Origin of the sequence: Streptomyces xanthophaeus (genome assembly GCF_000725805.1) — a bacterium.
GTDB lineage: Bacteria > Actinomycetota > Actinomycetes > Streptomycetales > Streptomycetaceae > Streptomyces > Streptomyces xanthophaeus.
Genome location: NZ_JOFT01000019.1, coordinates 110,998 through 130,276 on the forward strand (window position 1 = coordinate 110,998; position 19,279 = coordinate 130,276).

Annotated in this window: 22 protein-coding genes and 2 pseudogenes; 16 read left to right on the forward strand and 8 right to left on the reverse strand. The window is 67.6% G+C overall.

The features are described 5' to 3' along the window. The first annotated feature begins 76 nt into the window (after positions 1-76). From IO30_RS0113735 to IO30_RS0113775, 7 genes are all read left to right on the forward strand, one after another. A complete protein-coding gene (locus IO30_RS0113735; RefSeq protein ID WP_031142737.1) occupies positions 77-391 on the forward strand; it encodes a hypothetical protein in 315 nt (104 codons plus the stop codon). Positions 392-478: 87 nt separating this feature from the next. Further along, positions 479-910 (forward strand): VOC family protein, encoded by a 432-nt coding sequence (locus tag IO30_RS0113740; protein WP_031142739.1) that lies wholly within the window; start codon positions 479-481, stop codon positions 908-910. Positions 911-1,152: 242 nt separating this feature from the next. Beyond that, positions 1,153-1,779, forward strand: a complete 627-nt coding sequence (locus IO30_RS0113750) for a TIGR04222 domain-containing membrane protein (RefSeq protein WP_031142741.1) — start codon at positions 1,153-1,155, stop codon at positions 1,777-1,779. Positions 1,780-1,924: 145 nt separating this feature from the next. Beyond that, complete coding sequence (locus tag IO30_RS0113760) at positions 1,925-2,587, forward strand: hypothetical protein (protein ID WP_031142742.1); 663 nt, start codon at positions 1,925-1,927, stop codon at positions 2,585-2,587. 304 nt (positions 2,588-2,891) lie between these two features. Further along, the gene (locus IO30_RS0113765; RefSeq protein ID WP_031142743.1) at positions 2,892-3,095 is read left to right on the forward strand and encodes a cold-shock protein; all 204 of its coding nucleotides are present in this window, start codon (positions 2,892-2,894) and stop codon (positions 3,093-3,095) included. 630 nt (positions 3,096-3,725) lie between these two features. Further along, the gene (locus IO30_RS0113770) at positions 3,726-5,210 is read left to right on the forward strand and encodes an MFS transporter (RefSeq protein ID WP_031142745.1); all 1,485 of its coding nucleotides are present in this window, start codon (positions 3,726-3,728) and stop codon (positions 5,208-5,210) included. Positions 5,211-5,447: 237 nt separating this feature from the next. After that, on the forward strand, positions 5,448-5,936 hold the full coding sequence (locus tag IO30_RS0113775) for a DUF4265 domain-containing protein (protein ID WP_031142746.1): 489 nt from the start codon (positions 5,448-5,450) through the stop codon (positions 5,934-5,936). 45 nt (positions 5,937-5,981) lie between these two features. On the opposite strand, the gene IO30_RS43390 is transcribed toward IO30_RS0113775, so the two are convergent. Then, positions 5,982-6,863, reverse strand: a complete 882-nt coding sequence (locus IO30_RS43390) for a barstar family protein (protein WP_078904674.1) — start codon at positions 6,861-6,863, stop codon at positions 5,982-5,984. Between the two features lie 327 nt (positions 6,864-7,190). Here IO30_RS43390 and IO30_RS0113785 point away from each other — a divergent pair, with 327 nt between their 5' ends. The 5 genes and pseudogenes from IO30_RS0113785 to IO30_RS0113810 all read left to right on the forward strand — a co-directional run bounded on the left by IO30_RS0113785 (position 7,191) and on the right by IO30_RS0113810 (position 10,228). Continuing rightward, on the forward strand, positions 7,191-7,841 hold the full coding sequence (locus IO30_RS0113785) for a dihydrofolate reductase family protein (RefSeq protein ID WP_031142749.1): 651 nt from the start codon (positions 7,191-7,193) through the stop codon (positions 7,839-7,841). Positions 7,842-7,915: 74 nt separating this feature from the next. Then, positions 7,916-8,413 (forward strand): DUF2975 domain-containing protein, encoded by a 498-nt coding sequence (locus tag IO30_RS0113790; protein WP_031142751.1) that lies wholly within the window; start codon positions 7,916-7,918, stop codon positions 8,411-8,413. Next, positions 8,413-8,634 (forward strand): helix-turn-helix domain-containing protein, encoded by a 222-nt coding sequence (locus IO30_RS0113795; protein WP_031142752.1) that lies wholly within the window; start codon positions 8,413-8,415, stop codon positions 8,632-8,634. Before IO30_RS0113790 ends, IO30_RS0113795 begins: the two co-directional genes overlap by 1 nt. A gap of 550 nt (positions 8,635-9,184) precedes the next feature. Beyond that, positions 9,185-9,361, forward strand: a pseudogene (locus tag IO30_RS46940) (RHS repeat-associated core domain-containing protein); the annotation flags it as partial. A 444-nt stretch (positions 9,362-9,805) separates the two neighbouring features. After that, positions 9,806-10,228 (forward strand): hypothetical protein, encoded by a 423-nt coding sequence (locus tag IO30_RS0113810; RefSeq protein WP_078904676.1) that lies wholly within the window; start codon positions 9,806-9,808, stop codon positions 10,226-10,228. A gap of 98 nt (positions 10,229-10,326) precedes the next feature. Here the strand turns inward: IO30_RS0113810 and IO30_RS48110 are convergent, their stop codons facing one another. The 4 genes from IO30_RS48110 to IO30_RS0113830 form a co-directional block, all read right to left on the reverse strand. Beyond that, on the reverse strand, positions 10,327-10,515 hold the full coding sequence (locus IO30_RS48110) for an nSTAND1 domain-containing NTPase (protein WP_373316396.1): 189 nt from the start codon (positions 10,513-10,515) through the stop codon (positions 10,327-10,329). A gap of 610 nt (positions 10,516-11,125) precedes the next feature. Next, positions 11,126-11,407 carry a hypothetical protein gene (locus IO30_RS0113820; protein ID WP_051902223.1) on the reverse strand — a complete coding sequence of 94 codons (282 nt, stop codon included), beginning with the start codon at positions 11,405-11,407 and terminating at the stop codon, positions 11,126-11,128. 135 nt (positions 11,408-11,542) lie between these two features. Continuing rightward, positions 11,543-11,881 carry a hypothetical protein gene (locus tag IO30_RS0113825; RefSeq protein WP_051902225.1) on the reverse strand — a complete coding sequence of 113 codons (339 nt, stop codon included), beginning with the start codon at positions 11,879-11,881 and terminating at the stop codon, positions 11,543-11,545. A gap of 68 nt (positions 11,882-11,949) precedes the next feature. Then, positions 11,950-12,129, reverse strand: a complete 180-nt coding sequence (locus tag IO30_RS0113830) for a hypothetical protein (protein WP_031142761.1) — start codon at positions 12,127-12,129, stop codon at positions 11,950-11,952. A 354-nt stretch (positions 12,130-12,483) separates the two neighbouring features. Here IO30_RS0113830 and IO30_RS46945 point away from each other — a divergent pair. Together IO30_RS46945 and IO30_RS45370 are read left to right on the forward strand one after the other, a co-directional pair. Continuing rightward, positions 12,484-12,891: pseudogene (locus IO30_RS46945) on the forward strand (RHS repeat-associated core domain-containing protein); the annotation flags it as partial. A 406-nt stretch (positions 12,892-13,297) separates the two neighbouring features. Next, positions 13,298-13,729, forward strand: coding sequence for a hypothetical protein (locus tag IO30_RS45370; protein WP_157853241.1), 432 nt, complete (start codon positions 13,298-13,300; stop codon positions 13,727-13,729). A 101-nt stretch (positions 13,730-13,830) separates the two neighbouring features. Here IO30_RS45370 and IO30_RS43400 read toward each other — a convergent pair whose 3' ends face one another. Both IO30_RS43400 and ppk2 read right to left on the reverse strand, forming a co-directional pair. After that, positions 13,831-14,520, reverse strand: coding sequence for an IS5 family transposase (locus IO30_RS43400; RefSeq protein ID WP_157853243.1), 690 nt, complete (start codon positions 14,518-14,520; stop codon positions 13,831-13,833). A gap of 997 nt (positions 14,521-15,517) precedes the next feature. Further along, on the reverse strand, positions 15,518-16,507 hold the full coding sequence (gene ppk2 / locus IO30_RS0113850; protein WP_031142767.1) for a polyphosphate kinase 2: 990 nt from the start codon (positions 16,505-16,507) through the stop codon (positions 15,518-15,520). A gap of 284 nt (positions 16,508-16,791) precedes the next feature. Here ppk2 and IO30_RS0113855 point away from each other — a divergent pair, with 284 nt between their 5' ends. Both IO30_RS0113855 and IO30_RS0113860 read left to right on the forward strand, forming a co-directional pair. Next, entirely contained in the window at positions 16,792-17,145 is a 354-nt protein-coding gene (locus tag IO30_RS0113855; RefSeq protein ID WP_031142769.1) for a PRC-barrel domain-containing protein, read from the forward strand. Between the two features lie 70 nt (positions 17,146-17,215). After that, a complete protein-coding gene (locus IO30_RS0113860) occupies positions 17,216-17,917 on the forward strand; it encodes a hypothetical protein (RefSeq protein ID WP_051902227.1) in 702 nt (233 codons plus the stop codon). A 39-nt stretch (positions 17,918-17,956) separates the two neighbouring features. Here the strand turns inward: IO30_RS0113860 and IO30_RS0113865 are convergent, their stop codons facing one another. Next, positions 17,957-19,231: a cation:proton antiporter gene (locus IO30_RS0113865; protein ID WP_031142773.1), complete on the reverse strand. Its 1,275-nt coding sequence runs from the start codon at positions 19,229-19,231 to the stop codon at positions 17,957-17,959. Positions 19,232-19,279: the final 48 nt, after the last annotated feature.

The window sequence follows — 19,279 nt, forward strand, 5'->3', positions numbered from 1 at the left end:
GCCGGTCAGGCCGGGAGGACGTGAATCCGTCTGCCTTCGGCACGAGTTGGCCATGAGATCCGGAGGTCGGTACGACATGATCATCACCTTGCTCGTCTTCTTGTTCCTGGGCCTGATGGTGGCCGCCGTGCCAGGCCTGCTCGTCGGGTATGCCTTCGTCGCGGTGAGCGGCAGGATGTCGCTCACCGCGAGGCTCTCGTCGCTGGTGGCCCTGGCGACGAGCACGGCGGCGCTGTGGCTGGGCCTGGGGGAACCCGCCAGCGTCCTGCTGCTGCTGGCCATGGCGGTGACGTTCCTCGCGACCCTCGCCTCGGGAGTCACGTTCCTCGGGCTCGAAGCCCGCAAGCGACACGCACCCCGCCACCCCGCCCCGGCGTGGCAGAGCTGGTAGCGGGCGGCCCCGCGGGGGCCGTCCTCCCGGCAACGTGTGGATTCACCCGCCCGTGGAGATGAGCAGGGCCCCTGTTATCGTGCGCCGATGTCAACGATCAAGCAGTTCCAAGTGACCTTCGACTGCGCGGAACCTGCGCGCCTCGCCGCCTTCTGGTGCGAGGTGCTGGGGTACGTCGTACCGGCAGTCCCGGAGGGTTTTGCCACGTGGGAGGAGTACCACCACTCGCTGCCGCCTGAGGACGAGGTCTACTTCGCGTGCGCTGATCCCTCGGGTGTGGGCCCGCGCCTGCTCTTCCAGCGAGTTCCCGAAGGCAAGGTCGTCAAGAACCGGGTGCACCTTGATGTGCGGGTCTGCGCAGGGCTCGTGGGTGACGAGCGCCTGGCCACGCTCGAGGCCGAATGCGCACGGCTGATGGCACTCGGCGCGAAACACGTGCTGACGCAGCGCGCCGATGGCGTCAACGAGTCGTGCATCACGATGCAGGACATCGAGGGCAACGAGTTCTGCCTCGACTGATTCCCCTCCGGGTCCGCGAGGTTGTGCAGCCGGACGATGCCGAGCACGGCGTGTCCGACCCCGTCGCCCGTGAGCAGGCAACCGCGGTCGCTCGGGGTGCCTGCGACCAGTGCGTGGTCGTGTTCGTGGCCGTGGCTGTAGCTCAAGTGTTCCTCTGAGATGGGCGGGATGGGGGTTGGCCGCCGCGCTGGCCGGTGACACTGCCGACAGGCGAAGCGGGCCGAAGCGGGGGAGGGCCAGGTATGGGGTGGGTGTTCCGGTGGATCGTAAGGGGCTCGGGCGAGACGCGGACTCTGGATGTGTATGACGTCGCGTTCCTGGCGGGCGGTGCCCGGCGGGTGGTGGACAGCGCGGTCATCGCACTGAACCGGCGCGGGCTGCTCGTGGTGCACGCCTCGCAGGTGCGCACTGTGGACGGGGAGCAACCCCTGCATGCGGTCGAGCGCGCTGTGGTCGCCTTCTGCGGGCATACCAAGAGCATCGACACTGTACGCGCTGGCCTGCAACGCTCGCCGGAGGTCGAAGAGATCGCCCGTGGGCTGGCCGTATGGGGCCTGGTGACGGGCGCGGACCGTCAGGTGACCCGTGCGGGCCGACGGCACCTCCAGCAGGCCGAGTGCGACCCGAACGTGCCGGCGTTCGTCTTCGTCGAAAGCACCCTGCTCCGGGAAGGGGCCGTGCGACGCCCGGTTGGGCGCGCGCAGGCAGCTCCAGTCCGTCACGGCCGGCCTCCGAGGCGCACGGGCAATCGCCTGTACGGAGACTCCGGCCCTGGCCCGGATACGGGCACACACTCCGGCGGCGGTCACAGTTGCGGCGGAGGAGACGGAGGCGGGGGCGGAGGTGGGGGAGGAGGCGGGGGCGAGTGAGGTACCAGAAGCACCAGAGGCCGCGGTGGGGCGGCCACGACGTCATGGCCCGCACCAGCGGCTACGATGCGCCCGACGGTCTGGGGGGCCTCTTCCACAAGGACCGTGCACCTGCACGAGGGGCTGCTGACATGAGGATGCTGCCATGAGCACGGGAAGATGGCTGTGGGCCTGTCTGCAGCGCTACGTCCTGACCGTCGTTCCCGGCTGGGTGGCCGCGGCCCTGGTGCTGCCCGTCCTGGGCGACGATCCCTTCTGGGGGGCGTTCGGCGCGGGGCTGGTGGCGGGGCTGATCGCGGGGACCCTCCTGACGCTCGTGACCATGTTCGTCCTCATCCTGCTGGCCGGCCGGCGGTTCGAGCCGCCGACCGGCGGTCCCTCGCGGATCCGGGGCGGCTGGCTGATCGTGCTGCCCCTGCTCCTGCTGCTGCCCGCGGGCCTGCTCGTGCCACTGCAGTACCTGATCGTGCTCGGCGCGCAGCTCGTGTACCTGGTGTGGGTGCTGCCCTGCCAGGACGCCCGTGACACGGCGGACGCGCTGCGCTCGCTCGCCGACCCGGCCGTCCCCGCGGAGCAGCGGGCCCGGACGGCACGGGCGGTCGCGGGACTGCAGGGCAGGCCGGTCGTCGAAGCCCTGGTGCAGACCTCGGCCGACGCGGACCCGCAGGTCGCCGAAGCGGGTCTGGAGACCCTCTGCACCATCTGGCGGCGCGACGGGGTCGTCGGCGAGGACCTGCTGCTGAAGCTCGACCCGCAGGCCCAGGACCGCGTCCGGGCCCTCGGCGTCAAGGTGCGGAGCCCTTGGTGAGAACGGCGGCGACCGGCCGCGCATGACACGGGCCCGGCCCTCCCGAGACCACTCGGGAGGGCCGGGCCTTGTCCTCTTCTCGGTCGGCCGGCGAGCCTGCTCAAAGTCGCGACGTGCACACCGTTCCTCTGGTGACGGGGCGTGCTGGACGTGTAACGTCTGCGTCAGCTGTCGTGGTTCGGAAGTTACCCCTTGCCCACGCCGTAGGTGTGGGCGTTTTGCTGTGCTGTGCCGCAGGAACCAGGGCGATCACCTCCGCCTTCCGCATGGTGCGGGAGGCGTTCATCGACTGGAAGGCATGGATATGGCTACCGGAACTGTGAAGTGGTTCAACGCGGAGAAGGGCTTCGGCTTCATCGCCCAGGACGGCGGCGGCCCGGACGTCTTCGCCCACTACTCGGCGATCAACGCCTCGGGCTTCCGCGAGCTCCAGGAGGGCCAGGTCGTCACGTTCGACGTGACCCAGGGCCAGAAGGGCCCCCAGGCCGAGAACATCACCCCGGCCTGACCCACCCCGCCTGACCCACCCCGTCGGCCCGCCCAGCTCATACCGACCGAGCAGCGGACGACGGCAGTGGCGGCGGGATTCTAGGCACATCGGATCAGGGCCGCGCAGCAGACGCTGCGCGGCCCTGATGCGCATCGAGGCCGTTCGCCGCGCCGCGGCCGCCAGTGGGGCACCGCGCGCGCCGGTCGAAAGCCTGACTCGGCAGAGTCCTCTGGCCCCCTCCACACGCCGTACAGGGCCGGCCGGGGGAGGCCGCCGAGTGCGTCCCCCGCTCCGGCGTCCTGGCGGGCGGGTCCGCCAACTGGTGTGCGTCGGGGCGCGGGGGTGTCGTATGGTGAGCCGGTTCCTGTGCCGCGGTGTCGGTGGCAGTGACAGGATTCCCTGTTCCTTCTGTGTCGATCTTGAGGTGACGTCCTATCAACCAGGCCGTGTAGTCGTCCGTGTTCCCCACGTGCTGTCTTGTCGCACGTGTCCGGGGCGGACGTCGCGCTGGTCTGAGTTGCGTCACCCCTCCCCGCAGTTCTCTTTCCCGGGTGCAGCTCTGCCGTCTGCCCCGGGTTTCGTGTTCTCCGGCCCCGGCGCGGCTGTCGGCAGGGCTCCCCGATCTCTTTGGATCAGGAGTTTCCCGTCGTGTCTTCCTCCGCGCTCGACAACGAGCCGCAGCCCACCACCCAGAGCCCGAAGCACCCGGCACCTCACCACCCGAAAACGGCTTTCGCGGCCCGGATCGCCCTCTTGGTGCTGCTGACCGCCGAGCTGATGGACATCCTCGACCAGTCGGTCGTGCTGACCGCCCTGCCCGCGATCCAGGAGTCGACCGCCGCCGGGCCGGCCGCACTGCAGTGGCTGACCACCGGCTATTCACTGCCCGTCGCCATCGGGCTGATCACCGGCGGGCGCCTCGGCGACCTCTACGGCCGACGCAGCATCCTCCTCATCGGCACCGTCGTGTTCACGGGGGCCTCGCTGCTGTGCGGCCTCGCCGCCGGGCCGGGCGTGCTGATCGGCGCCCGCATGCTCCAGGGCGTGGGGGTGGCCCTGATGATCCCGCAGGTCCTGGCCACCCTCCATGTCACCTTCGAGGGGCAGAACCGCAGCAAGGCCTTCGGTCTGTACGGGGCGGTCCTCTCGCTCGCCAACGTCCTGGGTCCGGTGCTGGGCGGCCTGCTCACCGAGGCCGACCTGTTCGGGTTGTCATGGCGGCCGATCTTCCTGGTCAACGTGCCTGTGGGGCTCGCCGTGCTCCACCTGGGACGCCGGTTCATCCCCGAGTCGACTGCCGGTGCCGGGAAGGCCGACCGGCCCGACCTGACGGGCATGGCCTTGTCCGCACTGGCCATCGTCCTGATCGTCTACCCCCTCACCGAGGGACATCTTCAGCACTGGCCGCTGTGGTGCTTCGCCCTGCTCGCCGCAGGCCTCCTCACGCTGGTCGTCTTCCTGCGCCACCAGCAGCGCAAGCAGGACAACGCCCCGCTCGTGCCATTCGCCCTCTTCCAGGGGCGGCAGTTCGCTGGCGGCATGGCCGCGCAGCTGATGCACGGCCTGCTGTGCGGGCTGTTCTTCATGACCTGGACCCTCTACCTCCAGCACGGACTGGGCATGAGCCCCTTCCGCGCGGCGCTGGCCTTCGTGCTGCTCTCCCTGGGAGAGCTGTTCGGCGCGACGGTCGCGGCGAAGAGCGCCGGGCGCTTCGCCCGCCGGTTGCCCCAGACCGGATCCCTCGTCACGATCGCTGCGATGGCCGCCTACGGACTCCAGGCCCACCGAGGTCAGGGGGACCTGACCCTGCTGGCGATGACCGCTCCGGTGGTACTGATCGGCTTCGGCCTCGGCATGGTCGGCGGCCCGCTCGCCGACATGTCGCTCGCCAAGGTCCCGCACCAGGACGCCGGGTCCGCCTCGGGCCTGTTCAACACCGCCATGCACTTGGGCATCGCCCTCGGCACCGCGCTGACCGCCCTGGTGTTCTTCACCACCACCGGTGGCTCGCCCGGCGCCGGACTCAACCGCGACGCGTTCATCAACGTGCTGTGGTGGGTAGGCAGCCTCCTCGCCCTGATGTGGGCCCTGATGTTCTGCCTGCCCAAGGAGGCCAACAGGCAGGCCGACTGAGCCCCCCCGGCCACCGGGATACGCGCCAGCGGCGCTGCTGGCACGTATCCCGGGGCTGTCGCGTCCTCTGAGCAACTGCGGCCGAAGTGTTCTGCGTACTCAGCTGCCAGCCGGCTGGGATCTGCTGTGTCTTCACGGGGGATCTGAAGATCGCTTCCCCCGCACACATTGATCTCTTCCCGCGAAGGGATGGGCAGCCGAGGGCACGGTCGTCGAGGCGGTGTGGATGATGGTGCCGTGACGAACATCAGCACCGACCACGTGAAGGTCCACTTCCGGATGGATGTGGATGAGGACGGATGGCCGCCGGCAAGCGTCGAGAGTCTGTGGGCCGTGGACCTTGGCGACGGCACCGTGCGGTTGGACAACACACCGTGGTTCGTACGCGGAGTCGCCAGCGACGACATCATCCGAGTAGAGGTCGATGATGAAGGTGTCCGGTGGGCCGGGGAGACAGTTCGGGCTTCCGAGAACTGCACGATCCGGCTGATCGTGCTGAAGGACGGCGGCTCAGGCGCTGCCCGTCAGAGCGTTCTGGAGATCTTCCACGGCCTCGGTACGACCGGTGAGGGCATCGAGCGGTACCGGATGGTGGCTCTGGACGTCCCACCGACAGCGAACTTGCCAAAGATTCGCAAGCTCTTGGAACACGGTGACGTCAAGGGCTGGTGGCACTGGGAGGAAGGATGTGTCACCGCCGCCTGGAAGTCCACGGCCTCGGAATGACGGTCTCGTAGCGGCTGCAGGTGCCCCCGAGATGGTGCCGCGTTCTCACCGGCGTTCGGCGTCGAGCCATTCGTCGCGGTTCCACATGACGGGCATGGCGCCAACTGGTTCGAACCGGATGTCGGGGTCGCTGCTGTGGATCAGGCAGAAGAAGCGGCGCTGAAGCACCGCCGCGCGGCGGGCCCGGTCGGCAACGATGTCCAGAACGACCTGGGCCGCTCGCGGGCAAGCGGCGACGAAGCGGTCGTAGTCGGTGATGGAAAGGACGAGCCCGGTGCCTACTGGTGAGTCATCGTAGGGGCCGTAGCAGGCCACGTCGCCGAGACAGTCGTTGAGCGCGTCGAGGTTGTGACCGTAGTAGTCGGGGAACTGCAGCGCGGCGGCGACATCCTTGTGCATGTCCTGCTCGGAGGCCCACTCGCCCGCAGCGAGGCGAATGACACGGAAGCCGCGGTCTTCGAGCCGCAGGACGGCTTCCGAGAGGAGTCTCCGGCGCCAGAAGAGGGTGACGAAGGTGGTCGCCATGAATTCGATGCCGGGCAGGCTGGTTGTTCGGACAGCCGGTGCCGCTTGCGCGGCGGCTTCGCGCCGGAAAGCGTCCAGCAGCTGGAAGAACTCGACGACAGGGGTGGAGTCCGGGGGCGTACTGCGTTCGATCTCGGCGGCCCAGCCGAGGGAGCTGGGCGTTCCGCGACGCTCGTGAAGCCATTGCGTGAATCGCGATTCGGGCCAGAAGTCGAAGGGTTCGTCGATCGCATGCACGCCGAGCGCGACGCGGTAGCCGGTGAGGACCGCCTCCAGATGACGGAGTGAGCCACCTGGCAGCCACATGTGGGGCCTCAGCCGGATCTGGTCCAGGACGTCGTACACGTCCGTGCAGTCCTGCCAGTGTTCGACGGTGTCCTGCGGGCTGTCCTCGGTCGGCATGGGGTGAGCCTACGATGCGGGCAGGAGCGCTCCTTCAGCGGAGGTGTGCAGCCACGCGGCGGGCGAGCCTGGTCGTTTGGGAGCCTCCGCGGACACCCTCTGCCGAGAGGGAGGCCTCCGGCACCAGGGGACCTCGAAACGACGGTCATCGACGGTTTCCAGGACCCGACGACCTGATCCCGGTCACTCCCCGTGGGCCGGTGAGGGAGGCCGGTGACGGAGAGTGGCGGCTGAACGGGTGAACGGGGAGCCCCCGGAGCGATGAGTCGGGCCGCCTCCACCGGTCTACCTACCGAACGGCTTCGTCCACTTCATCGGGAGCACGTCATGGGCCTCATTCACATCGAACTGTTCGCAACTCTCGACCTCGTCGGGCAGGCGCCCGGCGGTCCCGACGAGGACCCGGTGGGCTTCCCGTTCGGCGGCTGGCAGGCACCCTTGTTCGACGAGGTCGCCGGGGCACAGGTCGGTGCCGCGTACGAGGGCACGGACGCCCTCCTGCTCGGCCGGCGGACGTATGACATCTTCGCCGCCTTCTGGCCGCACCAGAAGGGCGGTGAGGACGGCGAGATCGCCACGCTCTTCAACAGCGTCCCCAAGTACGTGGCCTCCCGCGGCAGGCCCGACCTGTCGTGGGCCGGCTCCACGCAGCTCGGTCCGGACCTGGCCGGCGCGGTGCGCGAGATCCGTGACCGGCACGAGCACGTGAAGGTCGTCGGGAGCCTGAACCTGGTGCAGACCCTCCTGCGCGAGAAGCTCTTCGACCGCCTCGACCTCTGGGTGCACCCGATCGTCCTGGGCGTCGGGAAGAAGGTGTTCGACGACGGCGCGGTGCCCACGAACCTCACACTCCTTGAACCGCCGGCAGCCGGCCCGAAGGGAACCGCCTACCTGCGCTACGGGCTCGCCGACGGCACGCCCGGGACGGGGGACATGAGCGCCCCCGATCGCGGTGCCGCCGGGCGGCACGACGGCTGAAACGGGGCCGCCGTCTACCGAGCGCACCCCAAAGACCCATTGACTATCGATCGGAATCGATCGATTATCGATGCATGCATCGCTTCTTCATCACCATGCTGCGCGGTGGCATCGCCACGGCGATCCTGTTCGGCCTCTTCGGCCAGCTCGTCGTCATCCCCACCACGGCAGCCGACGAGGTCGACCGCTTCCCCCCGTACGCCCCGTACGCCCTGCCCTACACGATCGTCGCCGTGGCGGGGATCGCCTGCGTCCAGGTCGTCCTCGCCGCCGCATGGCGGCTGCTCACCATGGTCGAACGTGATGCGATCTTCTCCCCGGCAGCCCTGCGCTGGGTCGACACCATCACCGGCTCCACCGTCGCGGCCACCGTGCTGGCCCTCGGCGTCACCTGCCACCTGATGCTGGCCGCCGTCCCTTCCCCCGATGACGGGATGGAACTCCTCGGCGCGCTGGCCGCCGCAATCGCGGCCACCGGCATCGGGGCCTGCCTGGTCATGCTCATCGTCATCATGCGCAGTCTGCTGCGCAAGGCGAACCACATGAAGAGCGAACTTGCCGAGGTGGTCTGATGGCCATCATTGTCGACCTGGACGTGCAGCTCGCCAAACGCAAGCTCTCTGTCGCCGAGTTCGCCGCCGCCGTCGGAATCAGCCCCGCCAACGTCGCGGTACTGAAGAACGGCCGGGCCAAGGCGGTCCGGTTCACCACACTCGACGCGATCTGCCGCACCCTCGACTGCCAGCCCGGCGACGTACTGCGCTGGGCGCCCGACGACGCGGACGAGGGATAGGCCGCCGCATCCTGCCCACCGGCCCCGCGGACGCCTCGGTGCGGGGCAGGCGGTCCGAAGAGGCCGTCCCAAACACCGGCCTCCACCCGTGGCGTACGGAGTGCCCCTTGTGGTGTTCAGGGCGACGGTCTGGCCGCTTTCGCGGACCCCGACAGGTACGCCTGACCTGTACCACCGGCCGTACGGCCAGTTCCGGGGCAGGCCGCTGGAACCCTTTCCTCTGCCAGGGCGCGGGCCATACCTCCCACGTTCCAACCCTTGTCTGGCGCGCACGTCGCATTGCATTGCTCGCGCGACCGCTTGCAGCCGCACCTCCTGCGGGATCACGAGCGCGTCGTGATGAAGCTCGACCGTTTCTGCCGGAGGGCACGGGATACGCCTCCCCGCTCGCGGCCGACGAGCTGGAGGAGTGAGGGACGGGCCTGGGCCGACACCTGGCCGGCCACGGCTACGCCGGGCCCACGTGTAGGGCCGGTGAGCCGGTCGTGAATGCCGGTGAGGTGGCCGTCGGCGCGGTAGCTGTAGTCGCGGCGCTGGATGCTACGGCCGCCCCGGCCAGTACTTCGACCTCGAGACGGGGCTGCACTACAACCGCTTCCGCTACTACGACCCGGAGTCGGCGCGCTACGCCTCACCCGACCCCCTCGGCATAACGCCGACGCCCAACCCCGTTGCGTACGTGGGCAATCCGTACCGGCGCAGCGACCCCCTGGGACTGTCACCGTGCGGCGGCGGCATCGATTGCATGGCGGACAACCGGATCCCCGCGGGCGATCCGGTGACTCACAGCCCGACCGGAACGCTGGTCGGCACCGACGGGCAGAGCACGCGCAACTTCAACAACGTGGCGAACGCCGGTGAACACGACGTGGTGGCGCACGGGAGCCCGAACGGCTGGCTGGAGATGCCCCACGGCAATGTCAACGCGGGCCAGCTCGTGGACGCCGTGACGACAATCCGCACTACAACGGTGGACCGCTCCGGCTCATGGTGTGTCACTCGGGCTCGGACGGATCCTGGATCGCCGACCGCATCGCCAACGAACTCGGCGCCACCGTGCGCGCCGACGGACCGCGTCGGCACCGATAGACTCGAAGGGACGGGACAAACCCCAGTGATCGACAAGGGCGGCTACTGGAGGGGTTCCGCCCATGCTGGAAGGATGACCTGAATGGAAATGATCGGATTCTACCGGGAGATGGACCCGGAGAACGTTGCCGTATTCCGCGAACCCATCGCGGACAAAGTACGGGATCAGGCGTCCTATCCGAAGGCGGAAGTGGAGCGGTACCTCGAATCCGGGCATCCGATCTTCGACATCATGGAGGGGACGATCGACGTCATCGGGGGCACCTTCCGCGTGCCCGGCGGATCGTCGCTGCTGTCCGACAACCGCTTCGTCTGGCGAGTCGACCTCGCCGCCTATGTCGAGCGGTACAACCTCGAACTCCCGGCGGAATTGGTCGAGCACGCCGCGGGCCACGGATTCTCGATGCCGGCCGAGGACCTGCCCGCCCTGCGCGCCGCCTCCAAGGCCGCGTCGGGCGCCCTGGGATTCCGAGCGGCCGGCGGCGCGGGACCGGCTGCCAGGTAGCCGCCTGGAGGATGGCCTCTACAGGCAGGTGCGCCGCGCCGCGTGGCGCCCTGATCCGGACGTGGAGGTCTTGTCGGACACGGCAGCGCTCGAACTCCTCACTGGCCCGGCCGCCGCTCCTGGCTGCTCGTCGGGCCGAGCACCACCCGGGTTCGGCTGGTCGCGGCCGCGGTGGCCGTGATCAACAGGGTGATGAACGCGGCTCGTTCGTCCGGGTCGCGGGAGAGGGTGAAGTCCTCCTCGAACTGGTCGACAAGACCTGGCCCAGCCGGACCAAGCTTCTCGATGTCTCAGGCAGACGACTGATCGTCCATTCCGACAAGGACCTGAGCTCATCCGCACACAACTCTGCGAATGCAATAGACAGGCCCACGGGCACCCCTCGGGCCTCCGCACTGGCGCACAGCAGGTCGAGTACGCCCTCCACATCCTCAAATCCATCCACCGCGGGCAGCAGCCCCTCTCCTATGTCTCCTGCTCGGCCGGGGCGACCGGGTGGCAGGCGACGTCCAGCAACTGGTGAGTCGCGTCGCCCTACTGCACGCGCTGAGCGATCTCGACGGGTACGGGAAGCTCGAAGGTGTCGATCTATCACCACTGGGAGAGACTCCAGAGTCCATGATCTACGTGGAACACCGCGTGTACATGGATGAATTCGCCCCGCTCACCGCGGGGGCGAGTAACAACATCGCAGAGTGAGCGTGCACACGTGCTCACCTGAAGGCCGCACTTGCGTATGGCGAGGTCAACCATTGGCAGTTCCACTCCCCGATACAACACGACCGAAAAAAATCCAACGGGGTTGTATGTCGCGGGAAGAAGGCTTGGACGGTCCTGCCGTCCGAGCCCGTGACCCTTAGGGTCTGCTGCGAAAGTGGCTGAAGGTGCGGGTGTCGTTCAGAGACTGCGGATGGCCTCGGAAAGGTCGGACCCGTAGGAGGCCCAGCAGATCACTGAGCCGTCGTCGTCGAGCTGCCCCATGAACCACTCACCGTCGTCTCCCACGAGGCACAACTCGTGGAACGCGAGAATTACATCGGGCCGGAGCGGCTCGTAGTCGCCCTGATCGGCTGCCTCGACGACTACAAACCGATCGAAGGAGAGCGGGGCGGCGCTTGGGTCTCCGGAAAGAGCGCGTACGCGTTCGATCGTCCATCCGGCGGGGAGTCCTGAGTTCACCGGCGCATGGTCTCAACAGGAGGTCTGCCACAGCCACTCGTTAAGGACTGCGATCAGCAGGGTCGCTTCGTAGCGGACGGCGAGCTTGATGCCCCTATCGCTTGAGCCGGTTGACCCCGCAATCGACCGCGCAGCTCAGCGACAAGTGTTGGTATTCACCATCTCGCCGGTCTCCAGGTCGATACGGCCCTGGAAATCGCCGGCGTTGCGCGTAACCATGATCACGAGTGGCCGCCCGTCCTGGGGGAAGGCGGTGTAGAAGCCGTGCACATCGTCCGGGTTCGGCAGCAGGTCGCGTGGCGGGTGCAGCCGGAACCGCTCCGAGCCGTCGGCCCGGTAGACCGCCGCGTTGTCGGAAGGTGTGAACGGTGCGCCGTTGATAGCTTCAACCACCAACACCAGCGTCTCGCCGTGCTCCCGCCACACCAGGACGTCCTGCGGCGGCAACTCGTACTGCTGCTCGACGTTGCCCACGGGGCCGCTCCACCGGACTGTGGTGTCACCACGGGTCCAGGCGAGTACGACGTCGGGATCTGCTTCTGTCACTTGGGGAGCTCCCTGGGCGGGTCGACTGGGATCAGCCGCGCTCGATCTCCGAATTCCATGATCTCTACTTGAGTCACGACGCCGGGCAGATGGCCCAGCTTCGGGTCCATCTGGGGCCCGATGATGGTCTCCTGTACGAGGACCGCGTCACCGTCCGAGACGCGGTAGCTCTGCAAGAGCGAGGCGTCATCCTTCCAGTCGGCGCGGACGGCCAGCTGACCTCGAAACGAACTGCTGATTTGGGACGTCGTCGAAGGTACCGAACCCGCCCGGTCGGGCCTGGCCCTGCGGGGGTCTGCAGGTCCACCGCCATCGTGTTCTCATCGTCGCCCTTGATCTGCTTCTGCGACAGTTTCACGCTTTGAAGGCTTCATGTTCGCTGTCGCCTCGGCCGTCAGACAGAGAGCCGGATGCGGAGGCTTGAACAGCTCACGCTGATGCACCCCTCGCTCCTCGGTCAGCGGCAGCAGCACTCGTCCTCCAGCGGCCGCTCCGTTTGGCGCAGGGCTTTCCACAGTGATGGTCCTGGCGTCACCCTCACATGGAACCACAACGGCCTGCACCCCCTCACCCAGGCAGAACGGCACCTCGGTACCACCGACGATCGTTTCTTCGTGATCGTCACCGACCTCGTTGCCCCCCGCGAATTGATCGACGAATCGGGTGACATCGCCTGGCGCGCCCGCTCCACTCTCTGGGGCCCCACCACCTGGACACGCGACGCCACCGCCTACACCCCCCTTCGGTTCCCCGGCCAATACTTCGACCCCGAGACCGGCCTCCACCACAACTACTTCCGCACCTACGACCCCGAAACAGCCCGCTACCTCACCCCCGACCCTCTGGGCCTCGCCCCTGCTCCCAACCCGGCGAGGTATGTCCACAACCCTCACACGTGGGCCGACCCACTGGGCCACAGTCCTGAAGGCTGCCCTGACCGTGACTTCTATACGGTTCAGAGCCCGGCGGATGCATCACGTCTCACGAGCGGCGGAGAACTGTGGCCTGATGACGCGACCCGAGGTCAGTACGGCCACGGTGTGTATTCATGGGGCACGATTGAGGATGCCCGCATCTATGCAGACGTCCGCCTGGGCCAGGGTGTGAACGTTGAGATCGTCCCCTTCAGAGTCTCCGCCGAAGACTTCCTGGGACTGAAGAAGGCTGAGATTGTCTCCATGTCCCCAGAAGACGCGGAGAGATTCATGGAGGCCCACAGCAGGATATGCGGAGAGGATTTCCCGCATGATTACGACTAAATCCGAGGATTTGCCTGGAAGTATGGCCGTGGATATTTCTTCGATAAGCGCATATTCCACCTGTTGAAATTCTGAGGAGATTTAAGTGGCAGAGGTTTCCCGCTACAGATTCTTCAAGGGTGGCGTCGGCCTCGCCGCCGATATCTCTGCCGAGGTGCGCGAGATTGCAGGGGTTCCGGCCGGTGCGCTGCAAATCTACCGCAATGTCTACCTTCACCTCCCGGCAGGCCCACTGGCCTGGAAGGATGCCGCCTGGCTTTCCTTCGGGCTGTCATTGCATGCCGACCTTCTTGCCGTTGCCGATCAAGGTTGCAGCCGAGTGGTCGATGTAACTTCTCTGGACTATCCAAACGGGGACTACCGAGCAGAAGTGGCCGCTCTCGCAATGGACGGCTGGTTGCATCGTTTCCTGGACCTTCCGCCATGCGGAGCATCAGTAGCCTATGATCGGGAAAGTCATGAATTCTCGTTCAGCTGGCCAGGCGGTGTCACTCCCTTCGCGGATGACCTGCCTTAGCTTGGGCAGCCCACGCCCCTGTCGTGATGCTGTGTCAGGGCTCACCTGGTTGAAGGATCAAGCAGGGGATACCGAACCGTTCCCAGAATCCGGCGAGCGTGTCATTCGGCTCGATGGCGAGTATTCAGAGTCCGCAGGGTTCGACCCTTAGAGCTCGTAACACGATCATGAGTCGGGCTTGTTGAGGCGCCGCCAGCAGATGAGGCCGCAGGCGAGGGAGACGAAGGCGTCGTGGATTTCGGTCGGCGTTTGCAGCGGACGGCGAGTCGTTTGGACTGATGGAGGAGGGCGAAGGTCTGCTCGACGACGTAGCGGAGCTGGCCCGTGCTCTTGATGTGCGGGGCTCCTTTGCGGGAGATGACGGGCAGGATCCGGTGTTTGCGCAGTTGATCGCGGTTGGGGTTGGAGTCGTAGCCCTTGTCGCCGAGCAAAGCTTCGGGACGTCGGAGGGGCCGGCCGGGACGCCCTGCCACCGGTGGAATGCCGTCGATGAGGGCGGGGGTCTGGGTGACGTCGTTGACGTTCGCCGCGGTCGTGATGACCTTGAGCGGGGTGCCGCGTCCGTCGCAGATCAAGTGGTGTTTGCTGCCCGTTTTCCGCCGTCGACCGGCGACGGACCAGTGTTGGCGCCCCCTTTTTTTTGCGCGGATGTGGGAGCCGTCCACGCACGCCCTCGACCAGTCGAGCCGGCCGGCCGCGTTCAGCTCTGCGAGCAGAATCCGGTGCAGCTGGTCGAAGACTCCGTCCTGCTGCCACCACTTCTCCGATTCGACGGGGCCCTGCACGGCCACCGGATGGGCGCTCGCCGGAGGGTGGGCACCTGCGCAGTGGGGGAGGGGCAGGTGCCCACGGTGACGACCGGGGGCCGCTCCGCGCACCGGCCGTCGTTTCCAGCGTAAATTCACCGGCCGGGAGGCGCCGCCGCAAGAGCTGGCCCCGTAAGGCATCAGCCGTGTATCCGCCTGTGGAGCACCACCGGAGATGGCACCGATGCCTTGGCCCGGCAGTCGCTCCCTCACCCTCGGCCACCACGACCCGGCCGGCTGCGCACGACCGTACGGCCCGCTGCGCTCGGAATCAGCAGATCGGTGAGCCGCTGACCGCGGTGGCCGCCGCTCACCGTGGACGTGGGCGAGGCTCGCCGCGACGTGCGCCCATGGGCGAAGCCGATGGAGCGGTTGCCCACCATGAAGCCCAGGCCGGCTGGTCTGTCGCCGACGTTCCTGAGTTTGGCTGACCCCGCGGGAGCACAGGATCAGGCCATGACCGAGACAGCGCCGAACCGGAGCCGAAACCGTGCGTGGGAACCCGTCGGGACCACTCCCGTGCGCGACGAGGTGACGGTGTCCTCCGTAGGAGCCCGATCCGGATGCGGTGAGCACGCCGGCAGCCCTGCAGGGCTGTCTCCCGCGGTGCGGGAGGCGGCTGAGGCGATCGTGCTGGCGGTGGGAGCAGGGGACGACGTCCTGATCGGCCGCCTGCTGAGGAGGTTCACGCAGGTCGCTGACTTCGAGGCCCTCATACACCTGCGCAACCGCCTGCACACGACGCCACTGTCTCGGAGCGGTGACGTGGGGGTCGCCGGATCGGTTCAGCTGACGTGAATACGTCGGGTGTCCGGGCAGGGCCCCCGGGGCCCTGGAGGCCGTCGCGCGGGCGACGGGGAGCGGGGAGCGTTCGGCGTGGGCAGCCCTGCAACGCCATCGCGCGCCGAGGGGGCACGGATTTGCTTGTGCTGTGTCGACGGATGCTGAGCCGGCGTGAACCGCCTGGTCACGACGGGCCCGGTCAGGCGCGCTCGGTCGATGGGGTGTGGTGGTGCGGGTGGCGGCCGGGGCCGGGAAGGGGTCCGGCCAGCGGGGTGGGGGAGAGGGCGGCGTCTTCCTCTCCGGATTCCAGGAGTGTGTCGGCGGCGCCCACGATCAGGGGGTCGGGCTGCCCGACCGCCGAGGCGTCCTTGCGGTCGTAGTCGATGCGGTCGAGAAGGCTACGGATCGCTTCCAGCCGGGCCCGCCGCTTGTCGTTGCTCTTGACCACGGTCCAGGGTGCGTGCTTGGTGTCGGTGGCCCGGAACATGGCGACCTTGGCGGTGGTGTACGCGTCCCACAGACCCAGGGAGGCAAGGTCCGTGGGAGAAAGTTTCCACTGACGCACGGGATCGACCTGGCGGATCGCGAAGCGGGTGCGCTGCTCGGCACGCGAGACGGAGAACCAGAACTTGACCAGAAGGATGCCGTCCTCGACGAGCATGTCCTCGAAGGCCGGACACTGCCGCAGGAAGAGTTCGTACTGATCGTCGGAGCAGAAGCCCATGACCTTCTCGACGCCGGCCCGGTTGTACCAGGACCGGTCGAAGAAGACGATCTCGCCTGGGGCGGGCAGGTGGGCGGTGTAGCGCTGGAAGTACCACTGTCCGGCTTCCCGGTCCGTGGGCTTGTCCAGGGCCACGATGCGGGCGCCGCGGGGGTTGAGCCGCTCGGTGAACCGCTGGATCGTGCCGCCCTTCCCGGCCGCGTCCCGGCCCTCGCAGATCACCACGACCCGCGCACCGGTTTCTCTGACCCAGCGCTGAAGCTTGAGCAGTTCGATCTGCAGGATCCGCTTGGCCCGCTCGTACTCCTGACGTCGGATTTTGCGGTCGTAGGGGTAATTCTCCCGCCAGGTGCGGATCGCAGTGCCGTCGGCATCAAGCAGCACCGGCTCCTCCGGGCGGCTGGCATCCACACTCAGCCCCGCGAGCAGGTCCTGGGCGTTCTCTGTCGACTTCTCGGCTTCCATGCCCGGCGCCTACCCAGCTGAAGGCACATCGACCTCAGCCCGGCGAGTTCCTGAAACGGCCCGTCTGGCGGTGAGGTGAAGGCGGGCGGCCGGGAGGACCTCCCTCAGAGCGGTGAACCCGGCTCGGTATCGGAGCCGAGTGCGTGCGGGAACGAATACGGGGCATGGGAGAGCTAGGCGGAACGAGAAGCTCAAATTTCCGCAGCTCGTGAAATGCGGAACAGGAATAGCAGTGCATGCTGCGTTTCTGCCGCCTCTCGATGACCGAAGGAGTTGTTTTTCGCATGACTGAAAACGTGTGGGGCTACCGCGAGACGTCGGGCCGTCTGGCTGGTGCCGATCTGACGGGTTACAAGGTCGAGGCGACAGACGGTTCCATCGGCAAGGTCGACAAGCACTCCGACGAGGTCGGTTCCTCCTACATCGTCGTCGACACCGGTCCGTGGATCTTCGGCAAGGAAGTCCTGCTGCCGGCAGGCACGATCAGCCGGATCGACCCGGACGACGAAAAGGTCTTTGTGGACCGGACGAAGGAACAGATCAAGAACGCTCCCGAGTTCGACAAGGACAAGCACCTCGGTGACGCGGACTACCACCGCCAGGTCGGCGGCTACTACGACGGTCCGCACCGTCTGTGACCGGAGCGGACACGGATGTGCGGGGCGGGGGCGGCAACCACGCGGTTGCCGCCCGCCCCCAGAGCCTGATGTGCCGTCCTACCAGGTAGTCCTGACGGAGACTGACTGGGGTTCGCTCCAGACCGCCTTCGGGAGCGGTGAGTGCCTTCCCGAAGTCCTCGCACGGCTGCTGGAGCCTGATCCCAAGGTGCAGGTCACCGCTTTGTCGGAACTGAGCGAGCTGGTCGGCCACCAGAGCACCGTCTACGAGGCCACCGCACCCGTCGCCATGTATGTCGCCGGCATCCTCGCCCACCCGGCGACCATGACCCTCCGGCCGTATCGCAACGTACCCGTCCGCGCGACCTTGTTGAACTGGTTGGCTTCCACGGCCTACGACGCCTCCGACGAGATGGTCGACCGCATCGAGCGATACTTCCCTGGCTTCCTCACGCACGGCACCACGATGGTGGCCCTCCGGGACCTGCGCCCGATCCTGTATCGAGCCGTCGCGCCCTTCCTGCAGGACAGTCACGAGGACGTGCGCGAAGCCGCCGGCCTCGCAGCGCTCATCCTCGCCGAACACCCCGCGCTTGCCCAGCACCGCGATCACCTCGCGGTGCACGCGCGCCGGCTCCTGGACACCAGCAGCGACGCCCATGACCGGCGCGTTGCCTGGAAGGCCCTCGAAGCATGGGGCCACGACGTCACCGGCGTTGAACCTCTTCAGGAGGAGCCGTGGGACTGCGGGCCACACAGTGATGGCCGCGGCGATCTCGAACCGCCCTTCTGACGGATAGGCGAACACAGAGTTCGGTGGCACCGGCTCTTCTCACCCATCCCGGGCCGAGCGGTCGAGCCGGGCCGTAACGGGTGTCGCCGCGACGCCGTGAAGGAGTACCGAGAGCAGCACGGTGAAAGTGACCACGGCCCACAGCTCGCGCGCGGGCGCAGCGAAATCGGCTTCGCCCAACGCATAGGCGAGATAGAAGAACGAGCCGATGCCCCGGATGCCGAACACCGCGATGGCCATCCGCTCTTTCCCCGTGGCATTGCCCCGCATCTGGACGGCCCAGCCGACGGCCGGACGGATCAGCAGGAAGAGCACCAGTCCCAGGACGGCTCCGCGCCAGGTCAGTGCAGCGAGGCCACCGTCGGCGATGAAGCCGCCCACGAGGAAGAGGATGACGGCGGTGAGAAGTCTTTCGACCTGATCGGTGAAGGCGTGCATGACGCGGTGGTACCCATGGGCGCGTTCGGCGTTCCGGATGGTGCAGGCCGCGACGAACACAGCGAGGAAACCGTAGCCGTGGAGGAGTTCGGTCAGACCGTAGGCAGTGAAGGTTGCGGCAAGCGCGACGAAGCCCTCGCGGTGTTCCGAGAGCCGCAGTGCCTTCCACGCGGCCTGGAAGAACATCCAGCCGAGGAGGCGCCCGACGCCGAACCCCACGGCGAGTCCCACGACGCTGCGCACCAGGATGTCACTCCACACCCAGTGCCAGAGCCCGTCCGTGGACCAGCCCGTGGCCGAGGCCGTGGTCAGCGCGATGGCAGCCAGGACGAAGGGGAAGGCCAGACCGTCGTTGAGTCCTGCCTCGCTGGTCAGGGCGAAGCGAACCTCGTCCTCGTCGTCCTCGTCGTCGGTCGGCTCTCCGACGCGTACTTCCGCGGCCAGTACCGGGTCCGTAGGAGCCAGGGCCGCCGCCACCATGAGCGCGACGGCCGGCGGCCACCCCACCAACCACCCCGCCGCGGCCGCGGTGAGCAGGATCGTCAGCGGCATGGCCAGGCCGAGCAGCCGCCACGTCGTAGACCAGGTACGTCGGCCCGGAGGCCTGTTGATGGCGAGTCCCGCGCCCATCAACGCGACGACCACGCAGACCTCCGTGAGGTGCTCCACCAGGCTCCGGTGCCGGACGGGATCCAGCGATGGGAGCGCATCGAGCGGCAGCAGGAACACCAGGAACCCCGCCGCCAGAAATACCATGGGCAAGGACAGGGGCCGCTTGGCCAGGGCGGTCGGAAGCACCGCCGCGCACAGAGCCCCCAGCCCCGCGCAGGCGTACACCACGTCGATCCCGGTCAAACCCAGCAAGCCGATCACCATTCCCGTACGAGCCTTCTCGGGGCCGCCTACCCGATCTTGCGACGGGCA

Excerpts from the sequence above, each read along its gene's own strand:
- IO30_RS43390 (WP_078904674.1), bottom strand. The coding sequence starts at position 6,863 with ATGCCGACCGAGGACAGCCCGCAGGACACCGTCGAACACTGGCAGGAC.
- IO30_RS0113855 (WP_031142769.1), top strand. The coding sequence starts at position 16,792 with ATGACTGAAAACGTGTGGGGCTACCGCGAGACGTCGGGCCGTCTGGCT.
- IO30_RS0113865 (WP_031142773.1), bottom strand. The coding sequence starts at position 19,231 with ATGGTGATCGGCTTGCTGGGTTTGACCGGGATCGACGTGGTGTACGCC.
- IO30_RS0113750 (WP_031142741.1), top strand. The coding sequence starts at position 1,153 with ATGGGGTGGGTGTTCCGGTGGATCGTAAGGGGCTCGGGCGAGACGCGG.
- IO30_RS0113760 (WP_031142742.1), top strand. The coding sequence starts at position 1,925 with ATGAGCACGGGAAGATGGCTGTGGGCCTGTCTGCAGCGCTACGTCCTG.
- IO30_RS0113795 (WP_031142752.1), top strand. The coding sequence starts at position 8,413 with ATGGCCATCATTGTCGACCTGGACGTGCAGCTCGCCAAACGCAAGCTC.
- IO30_RS0113810 (WP_078904676.1), top strand. The coding sequence starts at position 9,806 with ATGGAAATGATCGGATTCTACCGGGAGATGGACCCGGAGAACGTTGCC.
- IO30_RS0113790 (WP_031142751.1), top strand. The coding sequence starts at position 7,916 with ATGCATCGCTTCTTCATCACCATGCTGCGCGGTGGCATCGCCACGGCG.
- IO30_RS0113735 (WP_031142737.1), top strand. The coding sequence starts at position 77 with ATGATCATCACCTTGCTCGTCTTCTTGTTCCTGGGCCTGATGGTGGCC.
- IO30_RS0113785 (WP_031142749.1), top strand. The coding sequence starts at position 7,191 with ATGGGCCTCATTCACATCGAACTGTTCGCAACTCTCGACCTCGTCGGG.
- IO30_RS0113765 (WP_031142743.1), top strand. The coding sequence starts at position 2,892 with ATGGCTACCGGAACTGTGAAGTGGTTCAACGCGGAGAAGGGCTTCGGC.
- IO30_RS0113740 (WP_031142739.1), top strand. The coding sequence starts at position 479 with ATGTCAACGATCAAGCAGTTCCAAGTGACCTTCGACTGCGCGGAACCT.
- ppk2 (WP_031142767.1), bottom strand. The coding sequence starts at position 16,507 with ATGGAAGCCGAGAAGTCGACAGAGAACGCCCAGGACCTGCTCGCGGGG.